Genomic DNA, 20,198 nt, shown 5'->3' with positions numbered 1-20,198 from the left:
AGGCCCTGCGCCGGAGAAGGTGCGCATTATAGGCCCTCAGAATCACACGTCAACGCTTGTTTTCGGATTTATTCAGCCTTGAGCGAAATGCGCCCGAAGGCCTTCTTGCCCGCCTGGCATACATGCGTACTGCCGAGCTTGACGACAAACCCGCGGTCTACCACCTCTCCATCCACCCGCACCCCGCCCGAGGCCAGCAGATCACGCGCCACGGCCGCGTTCTTTACCAGGCCAGCCCTGTTCAACACCGCGGAAATGGGCATATCTTCTGAGGCGCGCAGCTCGATCTCGGGGATATCCTCAGGCAGCTCGCCTTCTTTCATTCTATTGCCGGCTGAGCGGTGAGCCGTCGCTGCAGCCTCCTCGCCATGGAAACGAGCCACGATTTCCTCGGCGAGCTTGATCTTGATGTCACGCGGATTCGCACCACGCGCCACGTCCGCCTGGAATGCTTCGATTTCCGCCATATCACGGAAGCTCAACAGCTCGAAGTAACGCCACATCAGCGCGTCCGGGATAGACACCAGCTTGCTGTACATCACGCCCGGCGCCTCCTGGATACCGACATAGTTACCAAGCGACTTGGACATCTTCTTCACACCGTCCAGCCCTTCAAGGAGCGGCATGGTGACAATGCATTGCGATTCCTGGCCGTAAGAACGCTGTAGCTCGCGCCCCATCAGCAGATTGAACTTCTGGTCCGTGCCGCCGAGCTCTACATCCGCTTTCAATGCAACGGAGTCATACCCCTGAACTAGGGGATAGAGAAACTCATGAATCGCGATCGGCTGATTGGTCGAGTAACGCTTGCTGAAGTCATCGCGCTCCAGCATGCGAGCCACAGTGTACTGGGAGGCCAGACGAATGAAGTCAGAGGGCGTCAGTTGATCCATCCAGGAGGAATTGAAAGCGACTTCGGTCTTGGCTGGGTCAAGAATCTTGAACACCTGATTCTTGTAGGTCTCGGCATTTTCCAGCACTTGATCGCGAGTCAGTGGTGGCCGCGTCGCGCTCTTGCCACTTGGATCACCAATCATCCCGGTGAAATCCCCTATAAGGAAGATCACCTGGTGCCCAAGATCCTGGAACTGTCGCAGCTTATTTATAAGCACCGTGTGCCCAAGATGAAGATCCGGAGCAGTCGGGTCGAAACCGGCCTTGATGCGCAGCGGCAGGCCGCGCTCGAGCTTGTTGACCAGCTCCGCCTCGACGAGCACTTCGTCAGCGCCCCGCTTGATCACCGACAACTGCTCTTGAACCGACTTCATTGGAGGCCCCATTCCAGGAAATAAAGGCGGTCAACCTTACAAGAACGCCGGGAAATTTCAATGTCGGCGAACACGAGGCCACGGACGACACGAGGCATTCAAGGGTTGCCTCGGCAGCACTTTGATTATATTTTAGTCAGATATTTTCCCTGTACAAAATATCGCCAGACATCACTAGACATCTAATGACCTATTCAAAATCGAAAGCACCTCTCTACCCGAAGAGCCATCTCCTGGCTGCAAGCGGTGTAGCTGCGCTTCTGAGCCTGGCACTTCTTGTCTTTCCATCTCGAGAAGTCGAAGCGAAAAAAACCTTTCTCGATCTTCGTCTCGATACCACCGCAGAGCTCGCAACCGTAAGTGAAGAACCTCACGCAAGCGATGCCTTGGACACGCCATTCACTTCGATCGAAAACGCAGGCGAACCCGAGGCTCAAGTAGCCCTGCCCGCGCAGGAAGACGAAGAAGTCGTCGAAGCAAAGCCTCTCTCGAAAGAGGTGGTCGTTGCCAATGGGGATACGCTATCGACGGTATTTGCAAAAGTGGGCCTGCCTCAATCCACCGTTCACGAAGTACTGACCAGCAGCAAGGAAGCAAAACAACTCGCGCGTCTGAAAGTCGGCCAGCGCCTTGAGTTCGAACTGGATGAGCAAGGTAACCTGGCGCAGCTTCGCAGCCCTCTGAACAAGCTGGAAAGCGTTCACCTGGAGCGATCCGACTCAGGCTACGTGTTCAAGAAGGAACAGCTCAAGCCGGACGTCAACACCGCCTACGCCTTCGGGCAGATTGAGAGCAGCCTGTTCCTGGCCGCCAAACGTGCAGGCCTCAGCCATAACCTCACGATGGACCTGGCTAACGTCTTCGGCTACGACATCGACTTCGCCATGGATATACGTAAAGGCGATTCGTTCGAGGTCGTCTACGAGCAGAAGACCATTGGCGGTGAAAAGGTAGGAACCGGCAACATCCTCGCGGCTCGCTTCATTAATCGGGGCAAAAGCTATACCGCCGTCCGTTATACCAACAAGCAGGGCACCAGCAGCTACTACACCGCCGATGGCAAAAGCATGCGCAAGGCGTTCATTCGCACGCCCGTGGATTTCGCCCGCATCAGCTCCCGCTTTTCAAACGGTCGCAAGCATCCGATTCTGAACAAGATCCGCGCCCACAAGGGTGTGGACTACGCCGCGCCACGGGGTACGCCGATCAAGGCCGCGGGTGACGGCAAGGTCCTCCTAGCGGGGCGCAAGGGCGGATACGGCAATACCGTAGTGCTTCAGCATGGCAACCGCTACCGCACGCTTTATGCCCATATGCAGGGCTTCGCCAAAGGCGTGCGCAACGGCTCGTCGGTCAAGCAAGGTCAGATCATCGGCTATATCGGTACCACAGGCTTGTCGACCGGCCCGCATCTGCATTATGAGTTTCAGGTCGATGGGGTGCATGTCGATCCGCTGGGCCTGAAACTTCCCATGGCAGACCCCATTGCAAAGAACGAGCAACAGCGTTTCATGCAGCTGAGCAAACCCCTGATGGCGCGCATGGATGAAGAGCGCGCGACCATGTTGGCGATGAAGAACGAGTAATGCCGCGTTATATCGGGGTCATGTCAGGTACCAGTCTGGACGGCCTCGACTTTGCCCTGATCGAGCAGGGCGAGCGAACGACCTTGCTCGCCACTCATTACGAGCCGATGCCTTCACGGCTCAAGCAGGACTTGCTGGAGCTGTGCGCCAGCGGCCCGGACGAGCTGGCTCGGGCTGCGATGGCTGAACAGGCCTGGGCTGAACTGGCCAGCAGCGGGATACATAAACTGCTCGGCAAGACGAAGACCGACGCATCAACCATCCGCGCTATCGGCAGCCATGGGCAGACGGTGCGGCATGAACCACAGCGCGGCTTCACCATCCAGATCGGGAACCCCTCATTGCTGGCGGAGTTGACCAGCATCAGCGTAGTGACCGATTTTCGTCGGCGCGACATGGCCGCTGGCGGCCAAGGCGCGCCCCTGGTGCCCGCGTTCCATGAGGCGGTCTTCGGCGACGCAGCGCGGGTCAGGGCAGTGCTCAACATCGGCGGGTTCAGCAACCTCAGCCTGCTTAGCCCCGGCAAAGCGACGCGTGGCTTCGACTGCGGGCCAGGCAACGTACTGCTCGACGCCTGGATTCAACGCCATCACGATCGTCCGTACGATCGAAACGGGGATTGGGCTTCGAGCGGCCGCGTCGACACCGAGCTGCTGGCAACGCTGCTCAGCGATAACTTCTTCGCCACCCAGGGTCCGAAGAGTACCGGGCGGGAGCTGTTCAACCTGTCCTGGCTGGATGCCCGCCTTGCCTCGTATCCTGGCGTGCCCCCCGAAGACGTTCAGGCCACGTTGCTGGAACTGACGGCTCGCAGTATTTGCGATTCGCTGTCTGCCACCCAACCGGAAACCCAGGATGTGCTGGTTTGCGGCGGCGGCGCGCACAACGTCGCGCTGATGAACCGACTTCAGGTCCTGATGCCGGCTTGCCGCGTGACCAGCACTGCCGATTCCGGAATAGAGCCAGACTGGATAGAAGCCATGGCATTCGCCTGGCTGGCGCATTGCTGCATCGAGGGCATCGCAGCCAACCGACCAGAAGTGACTGGGGCTCGTGGGCCGCGCGTTCTGGGCGCAATCTACCCCGCCTGAATCCTGCAAGTTCGTTGCACGTGCGCCACAAACAAAAACACCGCGCCTCGGCGCGGTGTGTGTTTCAGCACAAGCGTTTCAGATCGAGAAGGACTGGCCGCAACCGCAAGTCGTGGTCGCATTCGGATTCTTGATGACGAAGCGAGAACCTTCCAGCCCTTCCTGGTAATCGACCTCGGCGCCCGCAAGGTATTGATAGCTCATCGGATCTACTACAAGGCTGACCCCTTCGCGCTCGATGATGGTGTCATCCTCGGCTAGGTCCTCGTCGAAGGTAAAGCCATACTGGAAACCAGAGCAACCGCCGCCCGTGACGAAAACACGCAGCTTGAGCCGCGGATTCCCCTCTTCATCGACCAGACTCTTCACCTTGCTCGCGGCACCCTGACTGAACTGAATCGCGGTGGGCGTGAAGGATTCGACACTCATTTGGTTCTCCTGGCGCGGGAGCGCCCATTACTGCGTTGACGCCGCATTATCGGCTTCTCCTACAAAATCGGTCAACTATTCCGGCGCCCCGTGCATCGAAGCGAGTCACCATGAACAGCCAACACGGAACTGGCCGCGCTTACCTTCAAGGCAACAGCGCCGCGTTGCCCAAGCCAAGCCGCTCGTCCAGACCGAACGCGATGTTCATGTTCTGCAACGCCTGACCAGACGCACCTTTGACGAGGTTATCGATGACCGAGAGCACGACCACGAGGTCGCCGCCTTGCGGACGATGGACGGCGATACGACACATGTTGGCTCCACGCACGCTTCGGGTTTCCGGGTGGCTACCCGCCGGCATGACATCGACGAACGGCTCGCTGGCGTAACGGCGTTCATAAAGTGCCTGCAAATCGACAGACGTATCGGCCACCGTCGCGTAAAGGGTCGCATGAATACCACGAATCATTGGCGTAAGGTGGGGGACAAACGTCAGCCCAACGTCTCCCTTGGCGGCACGACGCAGGCCCTGGGTAATCTCCGGCAGGTGGCGATGGCCCTTTACGGCGTAGGCCATCATGCTCTCGCCGGCCTCGGTAAACAGTGAACCGATTTTCGCGGCACGCCCCGCGCCGCTGACCCCCGACTTGCAGTCGGCAATCAATCGAGCTGGATCCGCCAAGCCGTTTTCCAGCAACGGCAGGTAGCCGAGCTGGGTCGCCGTTGGATAACAGCCCGGAACCGCGATCAAGCGTGCCCCCTTGATCTGCTCGCGATTGACCTCTGGCAGGCCATAAACCGCCTCGGGCAGCAGCGCCGGCGCGCCATGTGGCTGGCCGTACCACTTGGCCCACTCATCGGCATCCTGCAGCCGGAAGTCCGCGGACAGGTCGATGACGCGCGTGCCCGCGTCCAGCAACTCTGCCGCCAGCGAATGGGCGACGCCATGGGGCGTGGCGAAGAAAACCACATCGCAGGCGCCCAGTGTCGCCGTGTCTGGCACGCTGAAGGCAAGCTCATCGTAATGGCCTCGCAGATTCGGATACATATCCGTCACCTTGACCCCGTTTTCGGAGCGGGAGGTGATCACGGCCACGTCCGCCTGCGGATGCTGCGCCAGTAAACGCAGCAACTCGACCCCGGTGTAGCCTGTGCCGCCAACGATTCCGACCTTGACCATGAGCTGCCTCGCGCAGTGAAACGATAAAGAACGGATGATAAAGGGGCCTGCGTCCAGGGCCAACCACCTAGATGACGCGCGGGCCCTCAAGCCACTACTATCGGTACCGACCTCAAGACCAAGGAATCCTTCGAATGCTCTATCTCTGGCTCAAGGCGCTGCACATCGTAGCGATCGTCTGCTGGTTCGCCGGGCTGTTCTATTTGCCGAGGCTGTTCGTCTATCACGCCATGAGCGAGGACGCCGCCAGCCGGGAGCGCTTTCAAGTCATGGAGCGCAAGCTCTACCGCGGCATCATGTTACCGTCGATGATCGCCACGCTCGTTTTCGGGATCGGCATGGTCGCCCTGAACCCCGCATTGTTCAGCAGTGGCGGTTGGCTGCACGCCAAGCTCGTACTGGTCGTGGCACTGATCGGTTATCACCATGTATGCGGCGCGCAACTGAAGCGTTTCGCACGTAACGAGAACACCCGCAGCCACGTGTTCTACCGATGGTTCAATGAGGTTCCAGTGCTGCTGCTACTGGCGATCGTCATTCTCGTGGTCATCAAACCGTTCTGAATCAACCAAGGAATCTGCCATGTCGCTTCCAGCGCTCCTCGAACAACGCCTGCGCCTTCCTCTTATCGCCGCGCCGATGTTTCTGGTATCCAACCCGGCGCTCGTGACCGCGTGTTGCCGCAGCGGCGTCGTAGGCAGTTTCCCGGCACTCAATCAGCGGGAAAGCAGCGGGTTCCGGGACTGGCTGCTGGAGATCGGCGAGCAGTTGTCAGGCATTCACGACGCCGCGCCATACGCCGTCAACCTGATCGTGCACCACAGTAATCCTCGCGTGCAGGCGGATCTTGCAATTTGCGTGGAACAGCAGGTGCCGATCGTCATCACCAGTCTCGGTGCCGTGAAGGAGGTGGTGGACGCCGTGCATGGCTATGGTGGCCTGGTCTTCCACGACGTCACCACGCGCCGGCATGCGGAGAAGGCCGCCGAAGCCGGTGTCGACGGTTTGATCGCAGTGGCCGCCGGCGCCGGCGGTCACGCCGGAACCTGGAGTCCGTTTGCGCTGATTGCCGAGATCCGTCAGTTCTTCGACAAGACACTGCTGCTATCGGGTTGCCTCAACCATGGGCACGAAATACTTGCAGCGCAGCTGCTGGGTGCGGATCTTGCCTATATGGGAACACGTTTCATTGCCACGCGCGAAAGCCAGGCCTCGGACGAGTACAAGCAGATGCTGCTGCAAGCCCATGCGGCGGATATCGTCCACACCGCCGCGGTGTCAGGCGTGCCGGCTAGCTTCCTGCGCCAGAGCCTGCAACAGGCCGGCTACGACGAAACGCGCCTGAACGGCAAGGGAGAAATGAACTACGCCGAAAAACTCAAGCCGGTCAGTGACGAGGCCAAGGCGTGGAAGACCGTCTGGTCCGCTGGTCAGGGTGTGGGCGAGATACGTGACCTGCCGAGCGCAGAGGAACTGATCGCCCGTCTGGATCGCGAATACCAGGCAGCCTGCGGCCAAGCCGTGCAGCTCTCGCAACGCTGGCAACGGTAACCGTGACGCGCATCCCATTTCGCACCACGCTCGCGCGAAGCGCTCGGCTGTAACTTGTTGGCGGTACGGCAGCGCTTTAGGCTTTAGCGAATACCCCGCAACAAGGACGTGTATGAGCGCCGACCAATACAGAATCGTCTTCGATGGCGAGCTCGTACCGGGAATGTCGCATGAGGCAGTCAGGAGCAACCTGGCCAGACTGTTCAAGAGCGATGCCGATAAAGTCGATCGACTGTTCGGTCGCGGCCCGGTCAATATCAAGCGCGAGCTGAGCGCGCTGGAAGCCGATCGATATCTACAGGCCTTGCAGCGTGCCGGCGCGCAAGCGCGCAAGGAACCCGAAGCGACCAAGGGCATCACGTTGAGCCTTGTGGACGATACGACCGAATCCTCGGAGGCGTCTGCGGCCACCGAACAGATGGAATGCCCCAAGTGCGGGCATTGCCAGCCGGTCGCTATTCAATGCGACGGTTGCGGCATTGTCATTCAGAAGTACCTGGCAAGGCAGGCGCTGCAAGCCCAGGCGTCCACTCCGGACGTCAGCCCGGGTAGCGCACAGCCATACGCCCCACCACGTGTGCCCGTCGACGAGCCGACAAGCGAGTACGGCGAGCTCAGGGTGTTCACCCTACACGGCCGGATCGGACGCCTGCGCTACCTGGCGTGGAGTATGGTCCTCATAGCAGCCGCGCTCGGATTGTTCATCATTTCCAGCATGGTCTTCGCCATTTCCGCGACGCTCGGGTGGATTCTCACAGGTATTCTCTGCCTGGGCGTGCTGTTCGTCTGCCTGCAGATCGGTGTGCAGCGTCTTCATGATATCGGCTGGTCCGGCTGGCTCATGCTGCTTAACCTGATACCGATAGTCGGCAATCTCTTTGCGCTCGCGTTGGTGCTGATGCCGGGCAACGATGGCTCGAATCGTTTCGGCCCGCCGCAACCGCCAAACAGCCGGGCCGTGAAAGTGCTTGCGGCACTCTGGCTGCTCGTGCCCATACTCGGGATCGTCGCCGCCATTGCGCTGCCGGCCTATTGGCAGCGCGGATGACCAGACCGGTCTCCCGGCCCGCTCCGATCAGGCCAGTACCGTTCGGCCAGTAGCCCAGCCACGCAAGGCCTCCAACCGTTCGGCCATCACCACCGAAAGTGGTGACGTCGCCCTGATGCAATCGAGCAGCATCGCCTGGTCCGGCTCTCGCGCCTGTGCTTGTCCCGCGTAGACCGCCGAGACCACCACCTGCTCGATCTCCGCGCCGGAGAAGCCATCGCAGGCATCGGCCAGCGCTGGCAGATCGAAGCCATCGACGTTCAGCTCACGCCGGGCCAGATGAATACGCAAGATATCCGCGCGGGTCGACTCGTCGGGCAGGTCGACGAAAAACACCTCGTCGAAGCGCCCCTTGCGCAACAGCTCCGGCGGCAGGCGATCCACAGCATTCGCCGTAGCCACCATGAAGACCGGTGCGTCACGCTCGGCCATCCAGGTCAACAAGGTACCCAGCACTCGCTGGCTGACGCCGCCATCCATTTCGCCGGTGGCGAGCCCCTTCTCCAGCTCGTCCATCCACAGCACGCAAGGCGCCATCTGTTCGGCCAATTTCAGCGCTTCTCGCAGGTTGCGCTCGGTCTCTCCGAAGAACTTGTTGTACAAGCAGGCAAAATCCAGGCGCAGCAACGGCAGCCCCCAGAGTCCTGCCACTGCCTTGGCCGCCATGCTCTTGCCGCCTCCCTGCACGCCCACGAGCATCACGCCCCGCGGTACGTCCGATCGGCTCCGGCCAAGAAAGGCGGCTTGCCGCTCGCCCAACCAGCGCTTGAAATTATGCAGGCCACCAACGTCGGCGAAACGCGCCGTTTCGTACTCGAAACCGAGTACGCCCTCCATGTCCAGCAGCTCGAACTTCTTGCGATTGAGCTCAGGGAGATCGTCCTGGGTGATCGCCCCGTCGTCGCAGATCAGGCTATGCGCAAGGCTACGCGCCTCGGCATGGCTGAGGCCACGCAGATTCTTCACCACCTGCTGCAGCGTGCGATTGTCGGTACGCACGCGGGCGCCGCGGTTACGCTCACTCCACCGGGTCGCTTCTTCGCGCACGATACTCAACAACTCTTCTTCGCAAGGGAGTGTCAGGCTGAACCGCGCGGCATACCGCTGTACCTCCGGCGGCAGTTTCAATGCGTGGGAGACCAGCACCAGCGTTGGGGCGCCGGCCCCTTGCGCCATTGCGATTTCTTTCAACAACCGGACCAGACGCGGATCCTCGAGAAAAGGATGCAGATCGCAAAACACATAGAGGTTGCCAAGCGGGTCATGCTTGACCCGCTTCAACGCGACCTCGGCCGAGCAGCTTTCTCCTTCGTCCAGCGCCTCGCCGCCGAACGCCAGATGCCTGAGTCCTTCGGTGGCGGACCACACCTGAAGACGCAGGCCGCGGTTGATGGCCAGTCCGCTCAGGGTTTCCAACACGCGACGCTCATCCCAGGACTCGATCACCACCAAGCGCAACCTCGATTCGAGCACCAGTACCAGATCATGGATATCGTTCTTCATTCGCTATTCCCTTACAGGCTGACCAGCCTCGAAACGGCCTGTTACACTGCCTGATCGTTCCAATGCTGGAGAAACGCCATGGATTGTCTGTTCTGCAAGATCGTGGCTGGGGATATCCCCGCACACAAGATTTATGAAGACGATCAGGTCATTGCCTTCAATGACATCGCGCCTCAGGCGCCGGTGCATTTCCTGGTCATTCCCAAGAAGCACATCGCGACCCTGCACGACCTGAGCGAGGAAGACGACAAGGCGCTCGCCGGCCACGTTCTGTTCACGGCCCAGCGGCTCGCCGAGACACAAGGCTGCCAGGAGGGCTTTCGCGTGGTGATGAACTGCAACGACCTGGGCGGCCAGACGGTCTATCACATACACATGCATGTGCTCGGCCAGCGCCAGATGCATTGGCCGCCGGGCTGATCATACCCACCCGACCTCTCAGATCTGCCCACGGCTGCTCCGAACCACGTGGAGGCGACATGCCCAACCAACGCGAATATTCCCCGGCCGACCGCCTGCTGATGCAGGCCGACGCCGCGTTAAGAACACTGTTACCTTTCAGCGGCCAGCCTCATCGACCGACGCCCGCGGTATTGAAGAACGAGACCGAACTGAGCGACAGCGAAGCACGTCACGTTGCCGGCTTGATGCGTATCAATCATACCGGTGAGGTCTGCGCGCAGGCGTTGTATCAAGGACAGGCGCTGACGGCACGTCTGCCCAGGGTGCGCGAAGCGATGGAACGCGCCGCCGATGAAGAAATCGACCATCTGGCCTGGTGCGAGCAGCGCATTCACCAACTGGGCAGCCACACCAGCGTGCTCAATCCACTCTTTTACGGATTGTCGTTTGGTATCGGGGCCTCCGCTGGCCTGATCAGCGACCGGATAAGCCTGGGTTTCGTTGCCGCAACCGAAGATCAGGTGTGCAAACACCTCGATGACCATCTGGAACAGATTCCGGCAAGCGACGAAAAGACCCGAGCCATTCTGGAACAGATGCGTTCGGACGAGGCGCAGCACTCGACCGCAGCCCTCGATGCCGGCGGCTTGCGCTTCCCGGCGCCGATCAAGTTCGGCATGAGCCTGATGGCCAAGGTGATGACCAAGACGACTTACCGCATCTGATCATCATCTGCAAAAAAGGGCGCCTGTCAGGCGCCCTTTTTGTTTGCGTCGCGTTCAGCCCGGCATATTGCGGGCGTAGAAGATTTCCAGCATCTCGTGCCGCAGGCGCTCTTCCACCTGCTCGCGTTGTTGAGCGGAGAGGTTGCTGGTGGCGTCACCGAACAGGTAGTTCTCCAGTTCGAACTCTTTCAACAGCATCTTGGTGTGGAACAGATTCTCCTGATAAACGTTAACGTCGGTCATCTGATAGGCCGAACGCGTGTCCTCGGAGAGGTAGTTCTGGATGGAGTTGATCTCGTGGTCGATGAAATGCTTCTTGCCTTCCACGTCACGCGTGAAGCCGCGCACTCGATAATCGACGGTGACGATATCCGAATCGAACTGATGAATCAGATAGTTGAGCGCCTTCAGCGGTGAGATGACGCCGCAGGTCGAAACATCGATATCCACGCGGAACGTTGCGATACCGTCCACCGGATGGATCTCGGGATAGGTATGAACCGTGATGTGACTCTTGTCCAGATGCGCCAGGATAGTGTCTGGGAGCGGGCCGGGCGACTCTTCGATCTGACTGTCGGTCGGTGTAACCGGCTGTTCCGAGATCAGGATGGTGACGCTCGCGCCCTGCGGTTCGTAATCCTGCCGCGCAATATTGAGAATATTCGCACCAATGATATCCACGACATCGGTCAGAATCTGGGTCAGACGCTCCGCGTCATACTCTTCGTCGATGTACGCTACGTACGCCTGCTGATCTTCCTGGGTTTCGGCATAGCAGATGTCGTAGATATTGAAGCTCAAGGACTTCGTCAGGTTGTTGAACCCGTGGAGCTTGAGTTTGCTTTTCACCATTGGAAACTCTCTTTGATGCGGCTCACCGCGTGATTGAGCGTGCCCGTCAGGTACCCTGTACCTGCGTAGGACCGTATACACCTCTTCGCATTTGCGACCGTGGCTGTGCTGTTCTAACGAGACGGCCCCGTTAAAAACGGGGCGCGCATTATGCAGATTGATAGCGCGCGGTTCCAGTGCCCGCGCGCGCTAATCAGATGGCACGACATCGGCATCGGGCTCTGTCCCTCGCCGTAGAGCCTTGCGGCCTCAGCCGAACCGATCAACCCAGTTCGACAATCTCGTACTCGTGGGTGATCTCAACGCCAGCCCGCCCCAGCATGATCGATGCGGAGCAGTACTTCTCGGCCGACAGCTCGACAGCTCGCTTGACCTGGGCTTCCTTCAGCGCGCGCCCCTTGACGACGAAACGCAGATGGATTCTGGTGAACACCTTCGGGTCTTCCTCGGCGCGCTCTGCCTCCAGGAAGGCTTCGCAACTCTCAACCGCCTGCCGGGACTTCTTGAGAATGCTCACCACATCGAAATTGCTGCAGCCACCGAGGCCCAGCAGGAGCATCTCCATCGGACGAACACCGAGATTGCGCCCGCCGTTTTCAGGGGGGCCATCCATGACCACGACGTGGCCACTGCCAGACTCGCCTAGAAACATCGCTTCGCCAGCCCACTGAATGCGCGCTTTCATCGAGAGACTCCGGTTAAAAAGGAGCGAAGCTTAGCATGACCATCGCGTGTGACAGAGGCGCTTAATCCGACGAAATGAATGGTTTGAAATTGATATTCGTGCCGCAGTTTTGTTGTCGATACGAACCGGTCTGTTAAGCTCCGTCGGCCTGATTACAGAACTCAGTCGTACATAATAAGAACTGCCTTCTATTGGACACATCTTCCGGGACTACAGCATGGTCGCTCTTACACTCACGCCCAAGATTAAGAACATCGACAAATTACTCGCTCATTGTCACCGTCGGCGCTATACCGCCAAAAGCACGATCATCTACGCGGGCGATCGGTGCGAAACGCTTTTCTTCATCGTCAAAGGCTCGGTCACCATCCTGATCGAGGATGATGACGGTCGTGAAATGATCATCGCCTACCTCAATTCCGGAGACTTCTTCGGCGAGATGGGGTTGTTTGAAAAGGAAGGCTCGGAGAAAGAGCGCAGCGCCTGGGTCCGCGCCAAAACCGAATGCGAGGTCGCTGAACTGAGCTACGCGAAGTTCCGCGAACTGACGCAGCAGGACCCTGACATCCTGTATGCGCTCGGCAGCCAGATGGCCGAACGTTTGCGCAACACGACCCGCAAGGTCGGCGACCTGGCATTTCTCGACGTGACCGGTCGGGTAGCCCGCACCCTGCTCGACCTGTGCAAGCAACCGGATGCGATGACCCACCCGGATGGCATGCAGATCAAGATCACCCGTCAGGAAATCGGCCGCATCGTCGGATGCTCACGAGAAATGGTCGGACGTGTACTCAAGAGCCTCGAGTCCCAGGGGCTGGTCCATGTGAAGGGCAAGACCATGGTGGTGTTCGGGACTCGCTGAGCAGCGAACCCATCGATTGAAAAAGCCGGCAACATGGCCGGCTTTTTCAATCGTCATCGGATCAGTCCGGCTCACCAGCCAACCGCGGTCGGGCGCGCCCCGGAAAAAACAAGCGCTGCAGTTCGACACCGGGTTGCTCGGCGCGCATGAAGGCTTCGCCGACCAGGAACGCATATACCTCGTTGATTTCCATCAGCTCGACATCGGCGCGATGGAGTATTCCGCTCTCGGTTACCACCAGCCGGTCACGCGGAATCCGCGGCAGCAGGTCAAGGGTGGTTTCCAGGCTGAGCTCGAACGTGTGCAGGTTACGGTTGTTGATTCCCAGCAGTGGCGTCTCTAGTCGTAGGGCGCGCTCCAGCTCCGCCCCATCATGGACTTCCACCAGCACGTCGAGCCCCTGCTCCCTTGCCACATCGGCCAGCTCGGCCAGTTGCGCATCGTCCAGCGCCGCGACGATCAACAGAATGCAATCGGCACCCAGCGCCCTCGCCTCGACAACCTGATAGGGGTCGACCATGAAGTCCTTGCGAATCACAGGCAGCGTGCAGGCCGCGCGCGCCTGCTTCAGATACTCGTCGGCGCCCTGGAAGAAATCGATGTCGGTCAGTACCGACAAGCAGGTCGCGCCGCCCGCCTCGTAGCTTTTCGCGATGTCGGCAGGCACGAACACCTCACGCAGCACACCCTTGCTTGGCGAAGCTTTCTTGACCTCGGCGATGACAGCTGGCTGTTTGTTGCTCACCTGCTCCTGCAGACGCTGCGCGAAACCACGGACAGGGTCTGCCGCAGCCGCCAGCCGTTCGAGTTCGGCCAAGCCAAGACGTGCACGTCGCTCTGTCACTTCTTCGCGCTTGCGCGTGATGATCTTCTCCAGAACCGTCGGTACGCTCATCGTGAACTCTCCTGCTTGAACACCACGGTAAAGGAAACCAACTCGTCGAACTTGTCCCGCGCCAGACCGGTGTGGAGCGCATCATGGGCGATTTCAACGCCCTGCTTCAAACTGCTCGCCACGTCAGCCGCGTAAAGCGCAGCACCCGCATTGAGTACGATCATATCGGCGGCCTTCTGGCCGTTTTCGGTCTTGCGACGACCCAGGGCGTCCCGGATCAAGACCAGCGAGCCCTGCGCATCATCGACGTTGAGACCGATCAGGCTCTGGCTCTTGATCCCGAAATCCTCCGGCTGAACGCGGTATTCACTGATCTCGCCGTCGTTCAGCTCGGCCACATAGGTGGGCGCCGCCAGGCTTATTTCATCCAGCCCGTCCTGCGCGTGTACCACCAGCACATGCTTGCTACCCAGCCGCGCGAGCACCTCAGCCATCGGTCGGCAGAGCTCCTTGCTGAACACGCCAAGCACCTGATGCTTCACCCCGGCGGGATTGGACATTGGTCCGAGAATATTGAACAGCGTACGCAGCCCGAGCTCGCGGCGTGGCCCTGCGGCGTATTTCATCGCGCCATGGTGGGCCGGCGCGAACATGAAGCCAACCCCGACGGCATCGACGCTGCGCGCCACCTGCTCGGGCGTCAGGTCCAGGTAAACCCCGGCCGCCTCGAGCAGATCGGCGCTGCCGCTCTTGCCCGAGACCGCACGGTTGCCATGCTTGGCTACCTTTCCACCCGCAGCCGCAACCACGAACGCAGCGGCTGTGGAGACGTTGAAGATGTTCATGCCGTCGCCACCGGTGCCGCAGGTATCCACCAGTCGGTGGGTATCGAAATGCACGGGCTCGGCAAGTTCGCGCATCACTTGCACGGCCCCGACGATTTCGTCGATGGTCTCGCTCTTCATGCGCATCCCCATGAGGAACGCGCCGATCTGCGCATCGCTGCACTGACCGGTCATGATCTGGCGCATGACCGCTTTCATTTCTTCGGTAGTCAGGTCGAGTTGGCCGACGATGCGACTCAGGGCTTCCTTGATATCCATCAGCGCACGCCTCCGGTTTGCTTCAGAAAATTGGCGAACAGCTCATGTCCCTGCTCGGTGAGTATCGATTCAGGATGGAACTGCACGCCCTCGACGTTCAACGTCTTGTGCCGCAGGCCCATGATCTCACCGATGCTGCCGTCATCGGCCTGCGTCCAGGCGGTGACCTCAAGACAGGCGGGAAGCGTGTCCGCCTTGACCACCAGTGAATGGTAGCGGGTGACCGTCAAGGGGTTGTTCAGCCCATCGAACACCCCGGCATTCTCGTGATACACCGGGCTCGTCTTGCCGTGCATGACCTGCCGCGCACGCACGACATCGCCGCCGAACGCCTGGCCGATGCTCTGGTGGCCCAGACAGACACCGAGAATCGGTAGCTTGCCGGCGAAATGATGGATCAGCTCCAGAGAGATGCCCGCCTCGTTCGGCGTGCAGGGGCCCGGCGAGACGACGATACGCTCGGGCTTCATGGCTTCGATTTCGTCCACACTCAACTCATCGTTGCGCACGACTTTGACGTCCGCGCCAAGCTCGCCCAGGTACTGCACCACGTTGTAGGTGAAGGAATCGTAGTTATCGAGCATCAGCAACATGATCAGTTCTCCTGCGGGTCGTGTTCGGCCAGAGCCACCGCGCGGAACATTGCGCGACGCTTGTTCAGCGTTTCTTCCCATTCCAGCGCCGGTTGCGAGTCCGCGACGATGCCGGCACCCGCCTGCACGTGCAACTCGCCGTCCTTGATCACCGCGGTTCGGATGGCAATGGCGGTGTCCATGTTGCCGTTCCAGGCCAGATAGCCGACGGCGCCGCCGTAGACACCGCGCTTGACCGGCTCCAGCTCGTCGATGATCTCCATGGCACGAATCTTCGGCGCGCCGGACAAGGTGCCGGCGGGCAGGATCGCGCGCAGGGCATCCATCGCCGTCAATGGCGCCTTGAGCTGCCCGGTGACGTTGGAAACGATATGCATGACATTGGAATAGCGCTCGATGACCATCTTTTCAGTGAGCCGTACCGAGCCGTTGTCCGCTACACGACCGACATCGTTGCGGCCGAGGTCGATCAGCATCAGGTGCTCGGCCAGTTCCTTGGCATCGCTCAGCAGGTCCTGTTCCAGGGCGAGGTCGGCGTCTTCATTGGCACCGCGCGGGCGCGTGCCGGCGATTGGCCGGACCGTGACCAGGCCCTCCTCGACACGCACCAGCACTTCCGGCGACGAACCCACCACGTGGAAATCACCGAAGTTGAAGAAGTACATGTAAGGCGTCGGGTTGAAGCAGCGCAGCGCACGATAGAGATCGATCGGCGCAGCCTTGAAAGGAATCGACATGCGCTGGGAGATCACCACCTGCATGCAGTCGCCAGCCAGGATGTAGTCCTTGATGCGGTTGACCGCGGCTTCATAGTCCTCATGAGTGAAGCTCGAGCGAAACGCGGGCTCCGCGCCACCGCTACGCTCGAAATCCAGGCCCAGGCGTGGCGTGATCGGGCGCCGAAGCTTGTCGCGCAACGTCTGCAATGTCTGCAGCCCCGCCTCATATGCGCCTTCCTGCGAGGGGTCGACCAGCACGATGCAGTGCAGCTTGCCGGCAAGGTTGTCGAACACCACCACCGCGTCGGACACCATCAGCAGGATGTCCGGCGTTCCCAACGGGTCGGGGTTCGGGCAGGTCGCCAGCTTGCGCTCTACATAGCGCACGCTGTCGTAACCGAAGTAGCCCACCAGGCCGCCGTTGAAACGCGGCAGGCCGTCGACCGGCGCCACGCGGTAACGCTGCTGGAAGGCTTCGACGAAGGTGAGCGGGTCCTCGACCTCCAGGTGTTCGGTCTCGATGCCATCGGTGCTCACGCTGATGTGATGATCGTGCACCCGCAGGACGGTGCGACACGGCAGTCCGATGATGGAATAGCGGCCCCATTTTTCGCCGCCCTGCACGGATTCGAGCAGATAGGAGTTGGGCGCGTCGGCAAGCTTGAGGTACAGCGTCAGCGGCGTGTCGAAATCGGCAATGGTTTCGAACGAGAGGGGGATGCGGTTGTGGCCTTCGGCGGCCAAGCGCAGGAATTCTTCGCGGGTCATGTCAGCCTCGTGGTCGGAGGGAGCTACTAGGGTCATGTACAGCAAACGTACCGGTCGAACCGGCAGGGAATATCAGGCGCGCCAGCGCCAACGGGCCAGGGCCTTGATGACATTCATCCATTGTTTGCGGGTGACCACCACGATCTGATCTCGTCTGCGGGGGTTTGCGAAGTAAAGCCACACTAGCGCAGCCCCGTGGGCGAAGCAACCAACTTGCGCAGGTCGTCGAGCACCAGTGCCGGCTGTTCATCGGTGATGGGCTCGCCATGGTTGTAACCATAGCTGAGCGCTACGCAGGGCACCCCTGCCGCGCGAGCGGCACGCACATCGTTGCGCGAGTCACCGACGAACAGCGATTCGCGCGGGGTGACGCCCGCCTGCTCGATGACCCAGAACAAAGCGGCCGGGTCAGGCTTTTGCTGTGCCAGCGTGTCGCCGCCGACCAGCCAATGAAAATAGCCGGCAAGGCCCTTTTCATCGAGCAGCGGTTCGATGAACTGTGAAGGCTTGTTGGTGATGATCGCAAGCTTCACCTCGCGTTCGCGCAGCCAGTCCAGGCAGTCGCGCACGCCTGGGTAGACAGTGGTCAGGCCATGACCCCCTGAATAGGCCTGCATGAACAGCGCCAACGCTTCATCGGCCAGCTCATCCTTCACGCCGTCGTGCTGCATGCCGCCTGCCAGCGCACGGCGCACCAGTACGCGCGAGCCGTTGCCGACCCAGTCACGTACCCGCGCCACACCCGCCGGCTCGCGCCCAAGCAGCATCAGCATCTTGTCCACCGCCGCGGCGAGGTCCGGCACTGAGTCCATCAGTGTGCCGTCGAGGTCGAACATTACAAGCCGTGGCAACGTGCCGTCGAACAGCTGCTCCAGAGGCGTCATGGACGGGCCAGCGCCAGTTCGGCGCGCATCTGGTCGATCACAGCCTTGTAGTCCGGCTGATTGAAAATGGCCGATCCGGCGACAAAGGTGTCCGCGCCCGCCGCGGCAATCTCGCGAATGTTGCCCGGATTGACGCCGCCATCGATCTCCAGGCGGATTTCCCGCCCGCTGGCGTCGATCAGCGCGCGCGCTTCGCGCAGTTTGTCCAGCGTACCCGGGATGAACTTCTGCCCGCCGAAACCGGGGTTGACGCTCATCAGCAGGACCATGTCGATCTTGTCCATGACGTACTTGAGCACATCCAGCGGGGTGGCCGGGTTGAACACCAGACCCGCCTTGGCGCCGCCGTCCTTGATCAGTTGTAGGGAGCGGTCGATATGCTCGGAGGCTTCCGGGTGGAAGGTGATATAGCTGGCGCCCGCCTCGAGGAAGTCGCCGATCATGCGATCCACCGGCTTGACCATCAGGTGCACGTCGATGGGTGCGGTGACGCCATGCTTGCGCAGCGCCGAACAGACCATCGGGCCGATCGTCAGATTGGGTACGTAGTGGTTGTCCATCACATCGAAGTGAACGATGTCCGCGCCGGCGGCGAGTACGTTGTCCACTTCATCGCCCAAGCGAGCGAAATTGGCTGACAGGATGGAGGGGGCGATGGCAAACGGCAGCATGACGACCTCGGGTAGCACGGCAGAATGCGCCGCATTGTACCCGAGGGGTCGACCTTGCGGCGCGCCTGACATCCATTGCCGGGGCCAGCACGCCGCGTAGGTCAGGTGAGTTCTTCGAAGCACTCGGCGATGATCGCCAGGCCGCGCTCGAGCAGCGCGTCTTCGACCGTCAGCGGCACCAGCACCCGCAGTACGTTGTAGTACGTACCGCACGACAACAGGATCAGGCCCTTGTCCCGCGCTCGCGACACCAGTTGCGCGGTCAGCGCCGCCGCTGGACGCGCACGATCGCCGTCCTCGAACAGCTCGATGGCGACCATCGCGCCCAAGCCACGCACATCGGCGATTTCCTTATGACGCGCCTGGATGGCTTCGAGCCCGGCGGTGAGCTTCTGCCCTACCGCCCTGCAACGATCCAGCAGCTTCTCCTCTTCGAAGATATCCATGACCGCCAGCGCCGCAGCGCAGGACAGCGGATTACCGGCATAGGTACCGCCGAGACCGCCCGGCGCGATGGCGTCCATGATTTCGGCCTTGCCGCAGACGCCTGCAATCGGGAAACCGCCGCCAACGGACTTGGCGAACGTGGTGAGGTCGGCCACCGCGCCCATCTGCTCCATCGCGAAAAACGTGCCGGTGCGTCCAGCGCCAGTCTGAACCTCGTCGGCGATCAGCAGGATGCCGTGCTGATCGCAGAGCGCCCGCAGGCGGACCATGAACGCCTTCGGCGCAACATTGAACCCCCCTTCGCCCTGCACCGGCTCGATGATGATCGCAGCGATGTCGCGCGGCTCGGCGTCGTTCTTGAAGATGCGTTCAATGCTTTCGATCGACTCATCCACGCTGACCCCATGGATGGCGCAAGGATACAGCGCGCGGAAGATGCCCCCCGGCATCAGCCCCATTCCCGTCGAGTAAGGCGCGACCTTGCCGGTCAGGCCGAGCGTCATCATGGTGCGCCCGTGATAGGCCCCCGTGAACGCGATCACCCCGGCGCGGCCGGTCGCCGCGCGGGCAATTTTCACGGCGTTCTCCACCGCTTCGGAGCCCGTGGTGACCAGCAGGGTTTTCTTGGCGAAATCACCCGGGACACGCGCGTTGATCTTCTCGCACAACTCGACGTAGGGCTCGTAGGCCAGCACCTGAAAGCAGGTATGGGTCAGCTTGTGCAGCTGTGCCTCCACTGCCCGGATGATCTTCGGATGCAGGTGACCGGTGTTCAGCACGGCGATACCGCCGGCGAAGTCGATGAACTCGCGCCCCTCGACATCGACGACACTGCAGTTGGTCGCATGGTCGGCAAAGATCGGATGAATCTGACCGACTCCACGGGGAACGGCAGCGACACGGCGTTGCATCAGGGATTCGTTGGTCTTGCTCATAAGCTCCTCAGTAGCCGCTCATCGTCGGCTCGGATCGAACTGGCATCGGGGACGCGAGCGC

The 20,198-nt window shown here is 60.7% G+C and carries 21 protein-coding genes; 8 read left to right on the top strand and 13 right to left on the bottom strand.

Features of this window, described 5'->3' with window-relative positions:
• Positions 1-68 precede the first annotated feature (68 nt).
• Positions 69-1,268: a tyrosine--tRNA ligase gene (gene tyrS / locus GQA94_RS06370; protein ID WP_158187290.1), complete on the bottom strand. Its 1,200-nt coding sequence runs from the start codon at positions 1,266-1,268 to the stop codon at positions 69-71.
• Between the two features lie 185 nt (positions 1,269-1,453).
• Here tyrS and GQA94_RS06365 point away from each other — a divergent pair, with 185 nt between their 5' ends.
• Complete coding sequence (locus tag GQA94_RS06365; RefSeq protein WP_158187289.1) at positions 1,454-2,854, top strand: OapA family protein; 1,401 nt, start codon at positions 1,454-1,456, stop codon at positions 2,852-2,854.
• Positions 2,854-3,945, top strand: a complete 1,092-nt coding sequence (locus GQA94_RS06360; protein WP_158187288.1) for an anhydro-N-acetylmuramic acid kinase — start codon at positions 2,854-2,856, stop codon at positions 3,943-3,945. The genes GQA94_RS06365 and GQA94_RS06360 overlap by 1 nt, the downstream gene beginning before the upstream one ends.
• A gap of 78 nt (positions 3,946-4,023) precedes the next feature.
• Here the strand turns inward: GQA94_RS06360 and erpA are convergent, their stop codons facing one another.
• Together erpA and argC are read right to left on the bottom strand one after the other, a co-directional pair.
• The gene (erpA, locus tag GQA94_RS06355; protein ID WP_014851496.1) at positions 4,024-4,374 is read right to left on the bottom strand and encodes an iron-sulfur cluster insertion protein ErpA; all 351 of its coding nucleotides are present in this window, start codon (positions 4,372-4,374) and stop codon (positions 4,024-4,026) included.
• 145 nt (positions 4,375-4,519) lie between these two features.
• Positions 4,520-5,554, bottom strand: a complete 1,035-nt coding sequence (argC, locus tag GQA94_RS06350; RefSeq protein WP_158187287.1) for an N-acetyl-gamma-glutamyl-phosphate reductase — start codon at positions 5,552-5,554, stop codon at positions 4,520-4,522.
• 134 nt (positions 5,555-5,688) lie between these two features.
• Between argC and hemJ the strand changes: the two genes are divergently transcribed.
• From hemJ to GQA94_RS06335, 3 genes are all read left to right on the top strand, one after another.
• The gene (gene hemJ / locus GQA94_RS06345; protein WP_158187286.1) at positions 5,689-6,117 is read left to right on the top strand and encodes a protoporphyrinogen oxidase HemJ; all 429 of its coding nucleotides are present in this window, start codon (positions 5,689-5,691) and stop codon (positions 6,115-6,117) included.
• 19 nt (positions 6,118-6,136) lie between these two features.
• Positions 6,137-7,105, top strand: coding sequence for an NAD(P)H-dependent flavin oxidoreductase (locus tag GQA94_RS06340; protein WP_158187285.1), 969 nt, complete (start codon positions 6,137-6,139; stop codon positions 7,103-7,105).
• Between the two features lie 112 nt (positions 7,106-7,217).
• On the top strand, positions 7,218-8,153 hold the full coding sequence (locus GQA94_RS06335; protein WP_158187284.1) for a DUF805 domain-containing protein: 936 nt from the start codon (positions 7,218-7,220) through the stop codon (positions 8,151-8,153).
• A gap of 27 nt (positions 8,154-8,180) precedes the next feature.
• Here the strand turns inward: GQA94_RS06335 and GQA94_RS06330 are convergent, their stop codons facing one another.
• The gene (locus GQA94_RS06330; RefSeq protein WP_158187283.1) at positions 8,181-9,656 is read right to left on the bottom strand and encodes an AAA family ATPase; all 1,476 of its coding nucleotides are present in this window, start codon (positions 9,654-9,656) and stop codon (positions 8,181-8,183) included.
• 78 nt (positions 9,657-9,734) lie between these two features.
• On the opposite strand from GQA94_RS06330, the gene GQA94_RS06325 reads away from it, so the two are divergent.
• Positions 9,735-10,076, top strand: a complete 342-nt coding sequence (locus GQA94_RS06325) for a histidine triad nucleotide-binding protein (RefSeq protein ID WP_158187282.1) — start codon at positions 9,735-9,737, stop codon at positions 10,074-10,076.
• A gap of 59 nt (positions 10,077-10,135) precedes the next feature.
• On the top strand, positions 10,136-10,783 hold the full coding sequence (gene coq7, locus GQA94_RS06320; protein ID WP_158187281.1) for a 2-polyprenyl-3-methyl-6-methoxy-1,4-benzoquinone monooxygenase: 648 nt from the start codon (positions 10,136-10,138) through the stop codon (positions 10,781-10,783).
• Positions 10,784-10,837: 54 nt separating this feature from the next.
• On the opposite strand, the gene speD is transcribed toward coq7, so the two are convergent.
• Both speD and GQA94_RS06310 read right to left on the bottom strand, forming a co-directional pair.
• Positions 10,838-11,632, bottom strand: a complete 795-nt coding sequence (gene speD / locus GQA94_RS06315; RefSeq protein WP_158190047.1) for an adenosylmethionine decarboxylase — start codon at positions 11,630-11,632, stop codon at positions 10,838-10,840.
• Positions 11,633-11,897: 265 nt separating this feature from the next.
• Positions 11,898-12,320, bottom strand: coding sequence for an OsmC family protein (locus tag GQA94_RS06310; protein ID WP_158187280.1), 423 nt, complete (start codon positions 12,318-12,320; stop codon positions 11,898-11,900).
• Between the two features lie 217 nt (positions 12,321-12,537).
• Here GQA94_RS06310 and crp point away from each other — a divergent pair, with 217 nt between their 5' ends.
• Positions 12,538-13,182 (top strand): cAMP-activated global transcriptional regulator CRP, encoded by a 645-nt coding sequence (crp, locus tag GQA94_RS06305; RefSeq protein WP_158187279.1) that lies wholly within the window; start codon positions 12,538-12,540, stop codon positions 13,180-13,182.
• Between the two features lie 61 nt (positions 13,183-13,243).
• Here the strand turns inward: crp and trpC are convergent, their stop codons facing one another.
• The 7 genes from trpC to gabT form a co-directional block, all read right to left on the bottom strand.
• Positions 13,244-14,077 carry an indole-3-glycerol phosphate synthase TrpC gene (gene trpC / locus GQA94_RS06300; protein WP_158187278.1) on the bottom strand — a complete coding sequence of 278 codons (834 nt, stop codon included), beginning with the start codon at positions 14,075-14,077 and terminating at the stop codon, positions 13,244-13,246.
• Positions 14,074-15,120, bottom strand: a complete 1,047-nt coding sequence (gene trpD, locus GQA94_RS06295; RefSeq protein ID WP_158187277.1) for an anthranilate phosphoribosyltransferase — start codon at positions 15,118-15,120, stop codon at positions 14,074-14,076. The genes trpC and trpD overlap by 4 nt, the downstream gene beginning before the upstream one ends.
• Positions 15,120-15,713: an aminodeoxychorismate/anthranilate synthase component II gene (locus tag GQA94_RS06290; protein WP_158187276.1), complete on the bottom strand. Its 594-nt coding sequence runs from the start codon at positions 15,711-15,713 to the stop codon at positions 15,120-15,122. Before GQA94_RS06290 ends, trpD begins: the two co-directional genes overlap by 1 nt.
• A 2-nt stretch (positions 15,714-15,715) precedes the next feature.
• On the bottom strand, positions 15,716-17,200 hold the full coding sequence (gene trpE / locus GQA94_RS06285; protein WP_158187275.1) for an anthranilate synthase component I: 1,485 nt from the start codon (positions 17,198-17,200) through the stop codon (positions 15,716-15,718).
• A 182-nt stretch (positions 17,201-17,382) separates the two neighbouring features.
• The gene (locus GQA94_RS06280) at positions 17,383-18,084 is read right to left on the bottom strand and encodes a phosphoglycolate phosphatase (RefSeq protein WP_158187274.1); all 702 of its coding nucleotides are present in this window, start codon (positions 18,082-18,084) and stop codon (positions 17,383-17,385) included.
• Complete coding sequence (gene rpe / locus GQA94_RS06275) at positions 18,081-18,755, bottom strand: ribulose-phosphate 3-epimerase (protein ID WP_158187273.1); 675 nt, start codon at positions 18,753-18,755, stop codon at positions 18,081-18,083. The genes GQA94_RS06280 and rpe overlap by 4 nt, the downstream gene beginning before the upstream one ends.
• Before the next feature lie 101 nt (positions 18,756-18,856).
• The gene (gene gabT / locus GQA94_RS06270; RefSeq protein WP_158187272.1) at positions 18,857-20,137 is read right to left on the bottom strand and encodes a 4-aminobutyrate--2-oxoglutarate transaminase; all 1,281 of its coding nucleotides are present in this window, start codon (positions 20,135-20,137) and stop codon (positions 18,857-18,859) included.
• Between the last annotated feature and the right edge of the window lie 61 nt (positions 20,138-20,198).

The organism is Stutzerimonas stutzeri, assembly GCF_009789555.1.
GTDB classification, from domain to species: Bacteria; Pseudomonadota; Gammaproteobacteria; order Pseudomonadales; family Pseudomonadaceae; genus Stutzerimonas; species Stutzerimonas stutzeri_R.
The sequence above is the reverse complement of the archived record's forward strand: the minus strand, read 5'-3'. Positions and strand labels throughout refer to the sequence as shown.